Source organism: Jeotgalibaca sp. A122 (assembly GCF_052266715.1).
Classification (GTDB): domain Bacteria; phylum Bacillota; class Bacilli; order Lactobacillales; family Aerococcaceae; genus Jeotgalibaca.
Genome location: NZ_JBQPRB010000003.1, coordinates 218,009 through 235,165 on the forward strand (window position 1 = coordinate 218,009; position 17,157 = coordinate 235,165).

13 protein-coding genes are annotated in these 17,157 nt (G+C 37.8%); 12 read left to right on the top strand and 1 reads right to left on the bottom strand.

Annotated elements, in window-relative coordinates:
- The first annotated feature begins 55 nt into the window (after window positions 1-55).
- The 3 genes from ACTU7M_RS05215 (at window position 56) to ACTU7M_RS05225 (ending at window position 3,001) form a co-directional block, all read left to right on the top strand.
- On the top strand, window positions 56-1,150 hold the full coding sequence (locus ACTU7M_RS05215; RefSeq protein WP_443473321.1) for a DegT/DnrJ/EryC1/StrS family aminotransferase: 1,095 nt from the start codon (window positions 56-58) through the stop codon (window positions 1,148-1,150).
- 85 nt (window positions 1,151-1,235) lie between these two features.
- On the top strand, window positions 1,236-1,931 hold the full coding sequence (locus ACTU7M_RS05220; protein WP_443473322.1) for a formyltransferase family protein: 696 nt from the start codon (window positions 1,236-1,238) through the stop codon (window positions 1,929-1,931).
- A 62-nt stretch (window positions 1,932-1,993) separates the two neighbouring features.
- Window positions 1,994-3,001 carry a glycosyltransferase gene (locus tag ACTU7M_RS05225; RefSeq protein ID WP_443473323.1) on the top strand — a complete coding sequence of 336 codons (1,008 nt, stop codon included), beginning with the start codon at window positions 1,994-1,996 and terminating at the stop codon, window positions 2,999-3,001.
- A 108-nt stretch (window positions 3,002-3,109) separates the two neighbouring features.
- Here ACTU7M_RS05225 and ACTU7M_RS05230 read toward each other — a convergent pair whose 3' ends face one another.
- Complete coding sequence (locus ACTU7M_RS05230; protein WP_443473324.1) at window positions 3,110-3,589, bottom strand: GNAT family N-acetyltransferase; 480 nt, start codon at window positions 3,587-3,589, stop codon at window positions 3,110-3,112.
- 335 nt (window positions 3,590-3,924) lie between these two features.
- Here ACTU7M_RS05230 and ACTU7M_RS05235 point away from each other — a divergent pair, with 335 nt between their 5' ends.
- From ACTU7M_RS05235 to ACTU7M_RS05275, 9 genes are all read left to right on the top strand, one after another.
- Window positions 3,925-8,139, top strand: a complete 4,215-nt coding sequence (locus ACTU7M_RS05235; protein WP_443473325.1) for a polysaccharide deacetylase family protein — start codon at window positions 3,925-3,927, stop codon at window positions 8,137-8,139.
- Between the two features lie 394 nt (window positions 8,140-8,533).
- Entirely contained in the window at window positions 8,534-9,736 is a 1,203-nt protein-coding gene (locus tag ACTU7M_RS05240) for a hypothetical protein (RefSeq protein ID WP_443473326.1), read from the top strand.
- Window positions 9,737-9,913: 177 nt separating this feature from the next.
- A complete protein-coding gene (locus ACTU7M_RS05245) occupies window positions 9,914-10,666 on the top strand; it encodes a YveK family protein (protein WP_443473327.1) in 753 nt (250 codons plus the stop codon).
- A gap of 12 nt (window positions 10,667-10,678) precedes the next feature.
- Window positions 10,679-11,410, top strand: a complete 732-nt coding sequence (locus tag ACTU7M_RS05250) for a CpsD/CapB family tyrosine-protein kinase (protein WP_443473328.1) — start codon at window positions 10,679-10,681, stop codon at window positions 11,408-11,410.
- Between the two features lie 5 nt (window positions 11,411-11,415).
- The gene (locus ACTU7M_RS05255) at window positions 11,416-12,189 is read left to right on the top strand and encodes a tyrosine-protein phosphatase (RefSeq protein WP_443473329.1); all 774 of its coding nucleotides are present in this window, start codon (window positions 11,416-11,418) and stop codon (window positions 12,187-12,189) included.
- A gap of 15 nt (window positions 12,190-12,204) precedes the next feature.
- A complete protein-coding gene (locus ACTU7M_RS05260) occupies window positions 12,205-14,019 on the top strand; it encodes a polysaccharide biosynthesis protein (RefSeq protein ID WP_443473393.1) in 1,815 nt (604 codons plus the stop codon).
- A 112-nt stretch (window positions 14,020-14,131) separates the two neighbouring features.
- Window positions 14,132-15,130 carry an SDR family NAD(P)-dependent oxidoreductase gene (locus tag ACTU7M_RS05265; RefSeq protein ID WP_443473330.1) on the top strand — a complete coding sequence of 333 codons (999 nt, stop codon included), beginning with the start codon at window positions 14,132-14,134 and terminating at the stop codon, window positions 15,128-15,130.
- 14 nt (window positions 15,131-15,144) lie between these two features.
- Window positions 15,145-16,350, top strand: coding sequence for a GHMP family kinase ATP-binding protein (locus ACTU7M_RS05270; RefSeq protein ID WP_443473331.1), 1,206 nt, complete (start codon window positions 15,145-15,147; stop codon window positions 16,348-16,350).
- Window positions 16,347-17,084: a nucleotidyltransferase family protein gene (locus tag ACTU7M_RS05275; protein ID WP_443473332.1), complete on the top strand. Its 738-nt coding sequence runs from the start codon at window positions 16,347-16,349 to the stop codon at window positions 17,082-17,084. Before ACTU7M_RS05270 ends, ACTU7M_RS05275 begins: the two co-directional genes overlap by 4 nt.
- The last annotated feature ends 73 nt before the right edge of the window (window positions 17,085-17,157 follow it).

Below are 17,157 nucleotides of genomic sequence, written 5' to 3' on the forward strand. Positions count from 1 at the left end.
TAATTAGATTTCATCAGAATTGTATAAACAACATATAACAATCAGAGGTGATTCAATGGAAACTATTCAAGTTACTCGCTCCTCTATGCCATCATTTGAGGAATATACTGAAGAAATTAAAGATTTATGGGAAAGTCATTGGTTAACCAATATGGGAATAAAGCATAAACAACTGGAAGAAGGGTTAGCAGAATATCTAGATAATCCAAATATTACTTTATATACAAATGGCCATCTCGCGTTGGAAGGTGCTATAGCCGCCTTTAATCTAAGTGGCGAAGTCATTACTACCCCCTTCACCTTTGCATCCACAACTCATGCTATTGTTAGGGCAGGAGCAGAACCTGTTTTTTGTGATATTAATGCTGATGATTACACTATGGATGTCAGCAAAATAGAAAGCCTTATAACGGATAAAACGACGGCAATTGTTCCGGTCCACGTCTATGGTAACATTTGCAACTTCAAAGAAATTGAAAGAATTGCAAAAAAACATAACCTTAAAGTAATTTATGATGCAGCGCACGCGTTTGGCGTGACGGTTGATGGTTTGTCAGTGGCTAATATGGGTGATGCTTCAATGTTCAGTTTTCACGCTACCAAAGTTTTCAACACGATTGAAGGCGGAGCAGTTACCTTCCAGGATTCCACTTTAAGAAAAACCTTAAATGATCTAAAAAACTTTGGAATAACTGGCCCAGAAACGACCGAATACGTTGGTGGAAATGCAAAAATGAACGAGTTTCAAGCTGCCATGGGTATCTGCAATTTACGTCATGTTGATGAAGAAATCCAGAAAAGAAAAAATGTTGTTGAAAGATATGTAGAAAGACTGAGCAATGTCCCAGGTATCAGCCTACTCAAACCTCAAAAAGGCGTCAAAAATAACTATTCTTATTTCCCTGTCTTATTTGATAATTACAAGGAAAATCGCAATCAAATTACTGAGAAATTGAAGACTCAGAACATCATCGCGCGTAAATATTTCTATCCATTAACGAGCGAATTTGCCTGTTATGATGGAAGATTTAATGTCAAGGACACGCCGGTTGCAAAATATGTATCAGAAAGAGTTCTGACACTGCCACTCTATGCCGATTTATCGCTTGAAGATGTGGACAGAATCTGTGACATTATCCTGGATATTTAATTATTAAGGAAAGCTGATAGGTGCACTCCTTTCTTTTTCACAGAGTTTATCTAATCCCTAAAAGTTGGAAGGAATGATTTTAGTAATGGAAAGTACAATTTATCTGCTTGGATTATCATATGGTATTAAACCACGAATCATTTTGGAAACTCTATCCAGCTTTCCAATTTGGAAAGAGAGAAAATTTGTATATATTACAGACTCCTGGGAAGGAGTGGCTGTAGAATTTTGTAAAGAGAACAACATAGAAATTGTTAAAGTTGATTTTAATGATATTGAATCTGATATAGATTATTTTAAGAATAAAGACAATAAATTATTAGTTTGTATCGGTTGGAATAAAAAATTACCTTCTGGCTTTTTGTCTCTTTTTGAAAGAGCAATAAATTGCCATGGAGGTTTGTTGCCGGACTATAGAGGTGACAAAGCTTATATGCATAGCTATGCAAATATTGAAGATTCTTACGGGGCGACAATTCATTATATGAACAATAAATTAGATGATGGTAGAATTGTTTCTCAAGGAAAACTAAAACTATATGTTGAAGAAACTCCTGAAATTATACATAGAAGGATAAGCGAAATATCTGGCATGTTACTACCGGATGCCATAAAGCTGGTTGAAAGTGGATACGCAGGTGAACAGCAAATAGGGGAAGCTAGATATTTTTATAAAATGTCCAGAGAAGAAATGGAAAGAATTCGGATGGTTAATATTAAGAATATGCAGTTAAATGAACCAAAATTAACCACTGATCATAAATCATGGAGATTAAATTGAAGTTAGACGCTTGAAGAAATCTTATGTTAAGACGGTAACTCATCTTCAAAGGAGCATCGAATATGGAGAATGTATTAGTAAGTATCAGTTGTGCTACATTTAATCAGAAAGATTTTATTGCTAGAGCGATAGAAGGCTTTTTGATGCAAAAAACAAATTTTAATTTTGAAATCATTATTCATGATGATGCTTCAACCGACGGAACATCGGATATTGTAAGAGAATACGCAAAAAAATACCCAGATATAATCAAACCAATTATTCAAACAGAAAATCAATACGCCACTTTCAAACGTGTTTCATATCGCGCTTGGTCACAAGGGAAAGGTAAATACGTAGCTTTATGTGAAGGGGATGATTACTGGACAGATCCCTTGAAATTACAAAAGCAAGTCGATTTTATGGAAGCCTATCCTGAGTGTAGCATGTGTTTCCATGCAGCGGAAGTTGTTGATGTTACTAAAAAATCTGTTGTAAGTGTAACAAGACCATATAATAAAACCATGTTACTTCCTGAAGACGAGTTATATATGGGTGGGGGGAATATATGCCCTTCAGCAGCAATCTTATTCAAAAGAGAGTTCATGATGGACCCTCCAGATTTTTACTTCACTGCACCGGTAGGAGATCATCCATTGGCGATGCTATTGGCACAACAAGGAAGAATCGGTTATTTAGATGAAGTGATGTCGGTTAGAAATCTTTGGGTTCCAAATTCATGGAATACGCTCCACTTTGATGATAGTAATCAAAAAAAAGCCAAACATTTAGAAGGGATGATTTCCTTTCTTAAAGAATTTGATGCATATACAGAAAAGAGATGGGAAAAAGATATTAATAAAACTCTCATGGTATGGTATATGGGCATGTATACATTACAAGGGAAAACAAAGATCCTAAAAGACGATAATATTAAGGCTTTAATAAAAAAACAAACATTCATTACGAAAGTAAAAGTGTACGGTAGCCAATTAACTCCCGGATTATATAAAATAGCTTGCGAAGTAAAATTAAAAATCGATAAAAAATTGCATAAGGTAGAGGTTGAGGAAGCTTCGAAATTAAGATAGTTGTGATATTGCCCCCTTGTTCCTTTTTGTTATCAGAAAGAATAAACGTCACCAGTGACAGGTTGTACAACCTGTCACTGGTGACGTTTATATGTGGTGATGAAAGTTTTATACAGTGATATATTTAGATAAAGCGAGATTGAATTCGTAGTTTTTTTTGATAGTATCATCAATTATAAATCCTTGATTCAAATACATTTTAATTGCATTTGAATTACTGTTATGTGTAAACAAGGTTATTTTTTTCATTCCACTGTGCTGAGCTTTTTCTAGAAAGGCTTTTAAGAGTTTGCTACCTATTTTTTTCCCTCGATGATTTTCGGAAACAGCCAGAATGGATATATATCCAATATGATTAATATTATCATTGGTATACCCTGTAACAATTCCGATTAATTCTTCATTTTGTACCATTTTGATTACGGTACCTAAACTTAATATTTTCTTCGCATATTCGTCTAAGTCAACTTTTTGATTTAGCGAAATTGGGAAGGAATCGTTCACTTCGGTCAAAAATATTAATAATTTTTTTAATTCTTCTTTGTTATATTTCATTTGAGAAATGGATTCAATGCTTGTATCTTTCACTTTATTCCCCCTCTATTCTAATTATGATTCGTATTGATGTTGTGGTAGACAGAATATTCTTTAGATTATATCACAGGAATTAAGAAGTTGAGCATGATTAAAATTATAACACTATCTTGATGCGCAAGGGTAGGAAAGATTTGTATTAATTAAAAAACTATGCTAAATTCATTTTTAGTAGTATACTTTTGTTAGAATTAAGTTTATAAGTTTTAATTATTAACTATAAAGGAAGTGATTTGATAAGGTTCTCGTTATAATGTAGATGCTAAAGTCAGTTGCATAAGTTTATATAGTTATGTTCTTTTCATATTCAATAATGGAGGAGGATATTTATGGTAGGCAAAAAAATATTCTTTGTTTCTTCTGCAATAGCCGTTTTTCTCTACGGCGATTTTACAGTAGCAAATGCTGAAGTTGATAATTCAACCAATCCAACACAGTCTACCACATCGACTATTATAACAAGTATAAGTACCGAAGAAGCAGTACCTAAAGAATCACCCCCTAACGAAATACCACCGGAAAACCTTCCAATGAGTGAAACCCCAGAAACAAGCCTCCCTATCACCGAACCAGCCGTAATCAACCCGCCAAGTGAAGAGGCGACACAAGAAGAGGAGCCGTTAGCTGAAATACCACTGGAACACCCAATAACGAGTGAAGCCGCAGAAACAAACATTCCTATTACCGAACCAACAGTAAACGACCCACCAAACGAAGACCCGATCCAAGAAGAGAAACCACCAGCCGAAATACCACCGGAAAATTCACCGACAAGTGAAACCCCAGAAACAAAACCTCCGATAACTGAACCAACAGTAAACGACCCACCAAACGAAGACCCGATACAAGAAGAGAAACCACCAGCCGAAATACCACCGGAAAAATCACCGACAAGTGAAACCCCAGAAACAAAACCTCCGATAACTGAACCTACAGTAATCGACCCACCAAACGAAGACCCGATACAAGAAGAGAAACCACCAGCCGAAATACCACCGGAAAACTCACCGACAAGTGAAACCCCAGAAATTACTTCACCTACAACAGAAACCCAAGAGAAAAATCCCTCAACAAGTAGTCCCTCGCAAACAAAAATATCTACAACAACTGCACCAAACCTTAACCTCATATTAAGTTCTACAACTTCAAATACTTCTTCAATTTTAATCAATAGTATTGCAACAACAGAAAAAAAGATTTCACTGACTTTTGATGATGGATATGATTATCAAACATTGTATGATATATTAGCAAATCTCAAAACTTTTGGCGTAAAGGCTACGTTTTTTATGAATGGCGGTACAAATCCAGAATTATTACGTCAAATAGTAGCAGATGGGCATCAACTTGCTAATCATACCTACTCACATAAAAATGCAACCCAACTCTCCAAAGGCGAATTAACTTCTGAACTTCAATTGATGGATGAATTAATTCAAACAGAGACAGGTCTCTCATCAAAACCAATTTGGCGAGCGCCACAAGGGATGATAAATGATTCAGTTCTCCAGGTTGCTGGCGACCAAGGCTATAATTATACTATGGGATGGTCAATTGACACGAGAGATTGGGAAGGTAACAAAACAGCAATTGAACTTAGTGAATACGTGGTTGACAGAGCCCAGCCTGGAGCAATTGTACTAATGCATGCAGGGAGTGGTTCTTGGAGTACCCCAGGATCACTAGCATATATGCTCCCAAATCTACAGAATGCTGGATTTAAGTTAGTGACAGTGAATGAATTGTTGTCTTTAGGTGGACATAATGTCACAACACCACAATCACCAACAGAAGGAGTGCCCGTCACGCGTTATGACAATCATAATGTTTACGTCGATCCCGCTGGCAATGTCTATATCCGGAACACGGGCGACTACCCAGTCGTGACCTACAAAGCGACGCTGGCAGCGAACAAAAACTACACCGTCAAGAGCCTGGGCACAGGGAACGACCGTTTCCGTATCGCGGTGATGAACAAGGCGGTTACGCTGAGCCAGGCTGGTGAAGCAGTGCGTGCGGACCGCATCATCACGCTGGACAATAGCTTGTCGGAATACACCTTCCAAAACCTGGACGGGGTCGAGCTCTACGTCTACCTGAGCAACTATGCCAACCCATTGTCAGATGTATCCATCTCGCAAAAGGAAAGTGCTCCTGTCCCGACCGATCCTACCGTTGTTCCGGCAGTGAAACTGGACGACCATAATGTTTACGTCGATCCCGCTGGCAATGTCTATATCCGGAACACGGGCGACTACCCAGTCGTGACCTACAAGGCGACGCTGGCAGCGAACAAAAACTACACCGTCAAGAGCCTGGGCACAGGGAATGACCGTTTCCGTATCGCGGTGATGAACAAGGCGGTTACGCTGAGCCAGGCTGGGGAAGCAGTGCGTGCGGACCGCATCATCACGCTAGACAATAGCTTGTCGGAATATACCTTCCAAAACCTGGACGGGGTCGAGCTCTACGTCTACCTGAGCAACTATGCCAACCCATTGTCAGATGTATCCATCTCGCAAAAGGAAAGTGCTCCTGTCCCGACCGATCCTACCGTTGTTCCGGCAGTGAAACTGGACGACCATAATGTTTACGTCGATCCCGCTGGCAATGTCTATATCCGGAACACGGGCGACTACCCAGTCGTGACCTACAAGGCGACGCTGGCAGCGAACAAAAACTACACCGTCAAGAGCCTGGGCACAGGGAATGACCGTTTCCGTATCGCGGTGATGAACAAGGCGGTTACGCTGAGCCAGGCTGGGGAAGCAGTGCGTGCGGACCGCATCATCACGCTAGACAATAGCTTGTCGGAATATACCTTCCAAAACCTGGACGGGGTCGAGCTCTACGTCTACCTGAGCAACTATGCCAACCCATTGTCAGATGTCTCCATCTCGCAAAAGGAAAGTGCTCCTGTTCCGACCGATCCTACCGTTGTTCCGGCAGTGAAGCTGGACGACCATAATATTTTAGTGTCAGGTGAAGGAGACGTTTATATACAAAATACGGGCGCCTATAAGGTTGTAACCTATATGGCTGTAATAGAACCTAATAAAACCTATACAATCAAGAGCCTGGGTACAGGGAACGACCGTTTTCGTATTGCGACTATGAACAGCCCCGTTACCTTGACAAACGCTGGAGAAATAGTGCGGGCGGATAGAGTTATAAATGCAGGCGATTGGTTAACAGAATTTACATTCCAAAATAAAAATAGTGTTCGTCTATATGTTTACCTTAGTAACTATGCTAATGAATATTCAAAAGTAGAGATAACAAAGAAGGATAACCCTATAACCTATACCTTGGACGTTTCGGCGATAGAATACCCTAGTATAAACACGGGCAATAGATATCCGACTTTATTCGGAGTGAAAACTTCGAACGCTGTCAGTGGCCAACAACCTCAGACAGTAGGATGGCTCTATTACAGTGGCAATGACATACTTTACGCAGAGAAAAACCCATTAAATATTGTTAAAGTTGCCGATTGGAATCCGTCACTTGCTTATGAAGGGTATAATAGTCCTCAAAACTATTCACCTTATATTACACCTGCTGGCGATATCATTTTTGTTTTTCGTGGGGAGCAATTAATACCCCATGATTATTCAAATGTTGGAATCTTGGAAGAAGCACGTCAAAATCCAATTATCTATCCAGCTGGGAATTACGCTAGTCCATTCATAGTTGACTTTAAGAATAGAATTAAACCTACCGCATGGTTACAAAATAGTGGAATAGATTTTGTGTTTACTGAAAATTTCTTCATCTTTGCTGAGTATACGCGGCCTATACATGAAATGTCCTATGTTTGGAAGGTGACAACACCATTTGGAGATCCAGCAAATTGGAAAATCATCAAAGAATTCAAAGTTAGTGGTCAATATACCAGCGGTTTTGAGCACGCGCACATGGTTAGTTACGACCCGTTCAGTGGTGCTATTCATTTAGCCGTTGGAGATGATGCAGCATCCTCCAAGATTTATGAATCAAATGATTTAGGAGAAACTTGGACAATTGTTGTAGAAAATAGTGAGAAGTATGCACGCGTCATTAATTTTGTATACACAGAAGATAAAGTTTATTGGGGATCTGATAGTGGTTTGCCGTACATGCATTCCTTTGTATCTGTTGATAGGAATTTAGAAGGAAAACCAAACTTTGATCAAATAACTGATATGTACAACTTTGGGTATATCCCAGGTGAAAAAGCGACTTATGCTACTGTTTATTTAGAGGAACCAAATGGAATCTTGTTATTAGACAGATTTGATAGTCCAACTAATATTCCTTTGGAAATCCTGTTTTGGAGTTTTGAAACGAATAGTATGCACACAGTAGGAATTTTTAATTCCTTAAATGATAACAAACTAACTTATGGGTTCCGAAATGAGGCTGTTAGTTGGTACGGATCTGCAGCGGATAATTTGGTAATAGTTGGCTTTGGTCATTTTCCTAATGACATTGATATTCTTGATAATCGTATAGATTATAGGGTTAATAATTTAGTTCTAAAAGTCACTCGAATTACAGGGTAATTTCAGCTATTTAAATTTAAGGTTCTACAACTCCGACGATTGGGTCGATGGGTGTAGAGCCTTTTTAATTGCAGTAGAATTATCTCACATTTCAATGATAAATAATTCGTAATCTATTCTGATTAATATATGTAATTTTTTAGCGTAACGAAATTGATTGAAGAGTGAAGATAGATTTAAAACTATCTTAATAAGTCTAGTTATTTATGGTTGCTTGTTGTAAAATAAACAAAGGGTGAAATATATGAATAATAGTTGTACTCAAAACTATACAAAATTCTGTAAGGAAAGGAGATTACTAAGGAAATTTAATACATTTAAATTAACCGAAAGAGAAAATTTAGAATATTTAAAAAAGAAATATCATTTAATGAAATGAAAGGAGTGTGCGTTTTTGGAAAGAAATAAAATTTATAGGATATCTTTGGTTTATCAGCTCCTTTTTTTGGAGTATTCCTTATTAACCATAGGTATTTACTTTTTTTCCAAGAGTAAGGGGATGAACGGAATTACGCTACCCTTTGCTGGAGGAGGAGATGATGGATTTTTTTACTGGCGACAAGTCGAATCTTTTTTAAATGGCGGGCAAATCATCGATACTTCTATATATCCTAGTTTAATTAGCCGCATAGTAGCCTTTGTAGGATTCAGTGATGTTTTTGTAGTAAGAATATTTAACTTTTTTGGTTTCCTATTATTGGTTTGGGGTGCTACTTTGTTATTAAGACGGTTGTCAAAAAGCGAGAGCATTAACAAAAGATTTGATATTACTATGTTGTTGTATACAAATACAATGCTGGTAATTTTTTTAATGTTTTATTTGAGTTTATTAACAACAGTTACCTTATCAATTTATCGAGACGTGTGGATATATTTTTTCTATATTTTGTCCATTTATCTAATGAATGAGATTATGTTGAATCAGAGAACACAAATGATTTTTCTGCTAGTTCCGAGTCTCTACTTTTTAGGTGGCTTTCGGACATATGCCTTGGTTGCCTTTTTAATTGCCACAGCACTCATCATTTTTATGCAAAGTGATAGAAATCATATGAAATATATAGTAATGGCCATTATTGCCTTTTCTTTTTATTATACGTTTTTTATTGATTTTCAAGTTCCTATCGTAAATATGAGTTTGAGAAATGCTCTTGATTTTAGACAAATTGGTCTAGAAACAAATATGGGCGGAAGTAATATGAATATAAACCTAAATCAACCAAACATATTCTTGTTTTTCTTGAATTATATGTATAGTTTTTTAGGTAATTTAGTTGGACCTTTCCCATGGGGAATTAATAGCTTTACGCAAATTATGGTATTTGTTATGGAAAGTATCCCTATGATAGCCATATTGATTTATCTAGTTATTAACCGCAAACGATTAACAAAAAACGAAATACTAACGCTTACGTATTCTCTTGTATGGATGGGATTTATAGCTCTGAGTAACGATAATATAGGAACAGCAACTCGTCTACGGGCAACAGGGTGGATTCCGATGGTAGTAGTTTTTATCTCAGTAATAAACAGGAAAATATTTAAAAGCAAAAATTATCAAATGGAAATTTTGCCTGATAGTAATCAAAGAAAATGATATAAAGCTATTTTACCTTTTCACTTATTAAATAAATTGTACATGAAAGTGAATATTTATAAAGATTATATAGTTATTTTTTTTAGTTATAGTAAACTATTGGTATGGTTTATTTCAATATTGATTAAAGTATGCTTATTTATATTGAAAATTAATTTAGCTTATTAGGAGGAAAAAATGGAAGAGCGGTTTTATTTGAATGAAGTATTTTTAATACTCAGAAAAAGGGTCGGACAAATAGTTCTATTTGGAATTTTAGGTTTATTGATTGCGGGAATATTTACTTTCTTTTTTATTACACCTAAATATAGTTCAACATCCAAAATGGTTGTAAACCAGACTCAGAACACAGAGCAAACTCTAACGAATACAGATATTCAGACTAATTTAAATTTGATCAATACGTATCAAAGTATTATCAAAGAGCCAATTATCTTGGAAGATGTTATTGGAAAAGTAGATTCCAATATATCTCCACAAGAACTGAGTCAAAAACTGAGCGTTCAAACTGAAAATAATTCTTTAGTTTTTGGGGTTACTGTTAGTGACGAAAATCCCTATATGGCATCGGATTTAGCTAACGCAGTTGCGGAAACTTTCCAAGAAAAAATTGGGGATATTCTGGAAGTGGAATCAGTGACGATTTTATCCCAAGCTACTCCAAATACCAAGCCAGTCTCACCTAATGTTATCCTTAATTTAATTATCGGATTGAGTACCGGATTAATGGTAGGTATTAGTCTTGCTTTAGTGAGTGAATTGATGGATAAGCGTGTTAAAGATAACAAAATTATTGATGAAATTGGTTGGACAAATCTGGGCTCAATTTTAGAAATGTCAGCTAAGGAAATTAAAGATACAAGAATAGATAAAAAAATTGGTTTTATGCAAATGTCAACAAGTGTATCACCGTTCCGGAGAAGGGTATAGGGGGGCGCAGTAATGTTTAGAAAAAAGAAAAAAATCCAACAACTTGACCAAGAACAACGATTAGGGACGAGCCTAATTACTATCACTAAACCAAATTCAATCGTGGCCGAGCAATTCCGTACCATCCGTACAAATATTCAGTTTTCGATGATTGATAAAGATTTAAAAACAATCATTTTCACTTCTTCAGGCCCTTATGAAGGTAAGTCAACCGTAGCTGCAAATATTGCATCGGTGTTTGCTGATCAAGGTAAAAAAGTTGTCTTGATTGATGCCGATATGAGAAAGCCGACTGTCTCTAAGACCTTTAGCATTCATAATACAGAAGGTTTGAGTACCTTGATTACGTCTCGGAGTACCCGTATTGAAGATGTGGTGCAGTATGTTGATGAAGCTGGATTAGATATTATTACTAGCGGTCCGGTACCACCTAACCCTTCTGAGCTATTGAATTCAAATCGTATGAACGAAATAATTAAAGAATTAGAAGATACTTATGATTTGGTTTTGTTCGATATGCCACCGGTTGTATCAGTTACGGATGCACAAATCATGGCTACTAAAACTGATGGCGTGGTTTTTGTGGTAAGAAGAAACATTGCCCACACAGAAGACATCAAGCAAGCGAAAGAATTGTTGGACATGGTTCATGCCAACGTGTTGGGGGTTGTCTTTAACGGGGCTGAGAAGAGAACAGATCGTTCTTATTCTTACTACGGTTATGGTTATACAGATGAGGAGTGAGTCGATTGATTGATATACATTCACACATCTTGCCTGGAATTGATGATGGTGCGCGATCTTTAGAAGATTCTTTAGCAATGGCCGAATTAGCCGTTGCTGAAGGCATCACGCATATCTTGGCAACACCCCATCATATGAATGGAAAATTTAAAAATTATAAAAAAGATATCCTCGAAAAAGTTGCCGCCCTTCAAATGGAGTTGGATAACCGTAATATTGACTTGACGGTTTTCCCAGGTCAAGAAGTGCGGTTGCATGGTGAAATTCTTGAGGGGGTAAAGCGAGATGAAATTCTATTTGCAGATGAACAGAATCGTTATTTACTAATAGAATTTCCCACGATGTCGATTCCGCAATATGCTGAATCGCTTTTTTTCCAGATTATGCAAGCAGGCATCGTACCGGTCATTGTGCACCCCGAACGAAACCAGGAAATCATCGACAATCCGAATCTACTGCTTGATTTTGTCGAAAAAGGGGCATTGGCCCAGGTTACGGCAAGCAGTTATACGGGAGTCTTTGGTAAGGATATTGCTAAATTAAGCAGTCAGTTAATAGAAGCAAATCTGGTTCATGTGATGGCCTCGGATGCGCACAATACACGCGGGCGCGCTTTTAATATGAAAGAAGGATTCGCCAAGCTTGAGAAAGAGTTTGGCAAAGAAAAATCTACATTATTCCAACAAAATGCAAAAAACATCGTGAACGGTGACTTATTTACCATAGAGACTCCAAGTGAAATTCGAAAGAAAAGGAAGTTTTTTGGTTTGTTTGACTAAAGGAGGAGAGTTTATATCGTGTTAACCAGAGGACAAAAATCATTCATTCTTATGTTTGTGGATTCGGTGTGTATACTACTTTCAGCCTTATTGGCCCACTTTTTAATAGAGAGCTATATTCAACCGGCTGACATTTTTTATTATGTCATGATCGGAGTTGCGATTCTATCTTATCTCGTGCTTGGTTTAAGGTATCATGTTTTTTCAAGGATTATTCGCTATACGAGTATTTATGAAATTTATAATGCAACCAGAATCATGACCATTTCCTTTGTAATTTCAGGAATTATAGCGGCATTATTTATTCCATCAGTCAGCTATCGGTATATTTTTTTGATGTATATGTTTTGTCTAATATTTATTCCAGGAACACGTGTAATATGGCGTTTCTACCATGAATATAATAATGGTAAATATGACTCTGACACCCCTAATAATGAAAAAATTCGCACTTTGATTGTTGGTGCTGGTGATGGCGGTAATTTACTTGTTAGTAACCTCATCAGCAATCCCGGTGAAATTGAAATTGTCGGAATTGTAGATGGTGATCCAGGTAAACAGAAATCACGGATGTTTGACATTCTGGTGTTGGGGACAGAAAAAGATATCCCAGATTTAGTCAAAAAATTACAAGTCGATCAAGTGACGGTAGCAATCCCATCAGCGAAACCAGAAGAATTGGAACGTATTTTGGAATATTGTGCCCAGGTAGATGTGAAGGTCAATCAAATGCCAAATATCGAAGATGTTTTGAAAGGCAAATTAAGCGTCAATCGTTTCCGGGAAATCGATGTAGTCGATTTGTTGGGTCGTCAAGAAGTAAAACTTGATAAATCGCTGATTGAAGAACATCTGCACGGTAAAGTGGTATTGGTCAGTGGTGCGGGTGGCTCCATTGGTTCGGAAATATGCCGGCAAGTGGCGATGTTTGAACCTGAAAAATTAATTTTATTGGGACACGGTGAAAACTCTATTTATTTAATCGATAAAGAATTGAAGAACTTATATGGTAGGGCGATAGAAATCATTCCAGTCATCGCCGATGTTCAGGATCGTAACCGTATCTTTAATGTCCTTGATAAATTCAAGCCTGACCAAGTGTATCATGCGGCCGCTCATAAGCATGTGCCTTTGATGGAATACAATCCAACCGAATCGATCAAGAATAATGTTTTTGGAACAAAAAACATTGCTGAAGCTTCAAAGGCAGCCGGTGTTAAGAGTTTCGTGATGATTTCCACGGATAAGGCGGTTCGTCCAACTAACGTGATGGGTTCAACGAAACGCATTGCCGAAATGATTGTGACCGCCCTGAATGAACCAGGAAAAACAAGATTCGCGGCTGTCCGTTTCGGGAATGTGTTGGGAAGTAGGGGGAGCGTCATCCCAGTTTTCCGCGAACAAATTGCCCAGGGTGGTCCCGTTACTGTAACTGATTTCCGCATGATTCGTTATTTCATGACCATTCCGGAAGCCAGTCGTTTGGTTATCCAAGCCGGTGTTTTGGCAAAAGGTGGCGAAATCTTCATCCTGGATATGGGGGAACCTGTCAAGATAGTGGACTTAGCCAAGAAGATGGTTAAATTATGTGGCTATACTGAAAATGAAATCCCGATTCTTGAAACAGGTATTCGGCCTGGAGAGAAATTATATGAAGAGTTATTGGTGGATGGACAGTTGGCAGAAGCGCAAGTGTACGAGAAAATTTTTGTGGGGAATAGCACGAAATATGATATTGATGAAACCTTGTCTTTCGTCGAGTCATTACGTGGGAAGCCTGATGATCATATCCGGGAAGAACTTGTGGCCTTTGCCAATACACATGAATAATAAAAGAAATTGGATTCTATTTAGAATCCAATTTTTTTATTATGTTTTACGTTTTTAAATAAGCTGTTATAATTGGGTCACAATACAGCTAAAAGCAAGGGGTATACAAGACATGGAAAATAAAACAATTTTAGTAACAGGAGCTGCAGGCTTTGTGGGTTATTACCTAAGTCAAAGTCTCATGAAGTCAGGTTACAAAATTATCGGAATCGATAATATGAATGACTATTACGACGTGCATCTTAAAGAAGAGCGTTTAAGCAAAATTCAAGATAACCCTTTATTTACTTTCATCAAAATGGATTTAGCAGATAAAAAAGCCGTGGAAGAGCTATTTGAAGAATATGAACCAGAAATAGTGGTTAATTTAGCTGCTCAGGCTGGCGTTCGTTATTCAATCGAGAACCCAGATGCCTATATTCAGAGCAATATCATCGGCTTTTACAATGTACTAGAAGCATGCCGTCACCATCCAGTTGAACATCTTTTATATGCTTCATCCAGTTCAGTCTATGGTTCAAATAAAAAAGTGCCATTTGAAGAAACTGATTTTGTGGATACACCTGTTTCATTATATGCTGCTACTAAAAAGTCCAATGAGTTGATGGCACACACATACAGCCACTTATATAATATACCTGCTACAGGCTTGCGTTTCTTTACTGTCTATGGACCAATGGGGCGTCCGGACATGGCGTATTTTGGCTTTACAGATAAGTTCTTCAATAATGAACCCATCCACATTTATAATAATGGGGATTTTGAAAATGACCTATACCGTGATTTCACCTACATTGATGATATTGTAACCGGTATTGTAAAATTAATTGAAAAACCGCATCAAGGCCATACGGTCTTTAACATAGGAAATAATAATCCTGAAAAATTGATGGTATTTATCACAAGTCTCGAAAAAGCATTGAGTAACTCTTTAGGGAGAGAAGTAGCGTTCAAAAAAATCTATGAACCCATTAAACCGGGAGATGTACCTGCTACGTATGCTTCAACTGACAAACTTAAAGAAGCAATCGGGTTTAAACCGGAAACAACGATACAAGATGGGCTCCAAAAATTCACCGATTGGTACGTGGCTTACTACAATAAAAAATAAAAGGAGCGAATGTTTTGCAGAATATTCTTCATAAATTTAAAGAGAGCTACCAAGGAGACGATATCCGCGCTGTGCGTTCGCCCTTGCGCATTTGCCCGCTTGGTGCGCACTCTGATCACCAAGGTGGTCGTGTAACCGGTATGACACTGAACGCGAGCGTGGATATGGTTTATTCACCATCTGAGGATGGGTATGTTCGGGTACAAAGTATGGATTTCCCAGATAAAGAACTTTTTCATATCAATCATGATTCGGAATATATACCTGGATTCTGGGGAACATATATCCGAGGCGCTGTAATGGCATTGCGTCAAGATTATGTTTTGAAAAAAGGCCTTGATGCGATTGTGAGTGGAAAACTGCCAATTGGGGGACTCAGCTCTTCAGCAGCTGTCACAACAGCTTATTTAATGGCGCTTTGTGATGTGAATGATATCGAAGTTTCTAAAATGGACTTGATTCAGTATAGCCATTGGGTAGAAACACAGTTTATCGGACTGAAAAATGGTATTTTGGATCAATCTGCAAATATCTTGAGCATGGACAACCAGCTCATGGTAATGGACTGCTTGACGAATGAGCATGAAATGATTACCAAAGGGGCAGATATGCCGGAATTTGAAGTGGTGGTCGTTTATTCTGGTATATCGAAACAACTGATAAGTACTGATTTTAATAATCGGACCGACGAACTACGGGTAGCAGGTTGGTTATTACAAGATTTGAGTGGGATGCCTATTACACCAGCTTTAGAAAAAGTTAAGCTTCGTGAGATTCCAAGTGATGTGTTTGAGAATTATAAAGAGCAATTACCAGAACGTTTACGCAAACGTGCAGCCCATTATTATACCGAACAAAAACGGGTATCAGAAGGCGCGAAAGCGTGGGCTGCAGGTGATATCGAGAAATTTGGTCAGCTCATGTTTGAATCAGGCGAAAGTTCGTTTTATCAATATGAATCCGGTATTCCTGAAATGCAAAGTATCTTTTATATATTGAAAGAATGTAAAGGGGTTTATGGTGCCCGTCCAAGTGGAGCGGGTTACCGAGGTGCTGTTATCGGTTTAATCGATCCTAATTATAAAGAAGAAATTAAAGCAAAGATCGATTCAGTATACCCCGTGCGTCATCCCGAAATAAAAGACTTGTATGAAGTGAACTTCTGTAAAACGGCAGATGGTGCTCATTTTGTTAAAGATTTGGAGGGGATGAACGAGTGAAAGCTATTATTTTAGCAGCTGGGTATGCAACACGTCTGTATCCGTTAACGAAGGATCGGCCAAAACCCTTGTTGGAGGTTGCCGGGAAAACCATTCTTGATTTTATCGCTGAAAAAATAGAGCGTGTAACTGAAATTGATGAGATAATTATTGTAACCAATGATAAATTTTCCGGTCATTTTGAAAAGTGGCGAGAGATATGTGATTATTCGAAAAAAATCACAGTTGTCAATGATGGGACGCTAACGAACGATACCCGTTTAGGGGCAATTGGCGATATCCAGTATGTGATTGATACATTAAAAGTTCAGGATGACTTAATGATTCTCGCCGGCGACAATCTATTTGATTTTGAATTGACAGATTTTGTCAGCTACTTCAAGGAAGTTGAGACAGATTGTATTACTTCTTATTTTGAAGAAAATGATGCGCAAGTGAAACGTGCAGGTGTTGTAGAGCTCGATGGAAACCAAATGGTCCTTTCTTTCGAAGAAAAACCGGCACAACCACGTTCTCAATATTGCGTGCCAGCATTTTATTTATACAAAAAAGAAACCCTTCCCCTCTTTGAACAGTATTTAATGGAAGGAAATAATCCAGATGCACCCGGCCATTTTGTGCCATACCTGATCAGTAAAAAGCCTGCTCACGCTTTCTTATTTGAAGGAAGACGCTATGATATTGGGACTGTTGAGAGTTATGAATGGGTGAAAGGGATATTTGAAGCAAGATAAAGAGTCCCATCGCAGCTAGTTAACGAAACGGTGTTGGAGGATCATATAAGGTCAAAGTGAAATCCCATTCACT

What these genes read in the sequence shown, in the direction of transcription:
- ACTU7M_RS05215 (WP_443473321.1), top strand. Translation starts at nt 56, where the DNA reads ATGGAAACTATTCAAGTTACTCGCTCCTCTATGCCATCATTTGAGGAA.
- ACTU7M_RS05220 (WP_443473322.1), top strand. Translation starts at nt 1,236, where the DNA reads ATGGAAAGTACAATTTATCTGCTTGGATTATCATATGGTATTAAACCA.
- ACTU7M_RS05225 (WP_443473323.1), top strand. Translation starts at nt 1,994, where the DNA reads ATGGAGAATGTATTAGTAAGTATCAGTTGTGCTACATTTAATCAGAAA.
- ACTU7M_RS05235 (WP_443473325.1), top strand. Translation starts at nt 3,925, where the DNA reads ATGGTAGGCAAAAAAATATTCTTTGTTTCTTCTGCAATAGCCGTTTTT.
- ACTU7M_RS05245 (WP_443473327.1), top strand. Translation starts at nt 9,914, where the DNA reads ATGGAAGAGCGGTTTTATTTGAATGAAGTATTTTTAATACTCAGAAAA.
- ACTU7M_RS05250 (WP_443473328.1), top strand. Translation starts at nt 10,679, where the DNA reads ATGTTTAGAAAAAAGAAAAAAATCCAACAACTTGACCAAGAACAACGA.
- ACTU7M_RS05265 (WP_443473330.1), top strand. Translation starts at nt 14,132, where the DNA reads ATGGAAAATAAAACAATTTTAGTAACAGGAGCTGCAGGCTTTGTGGGT.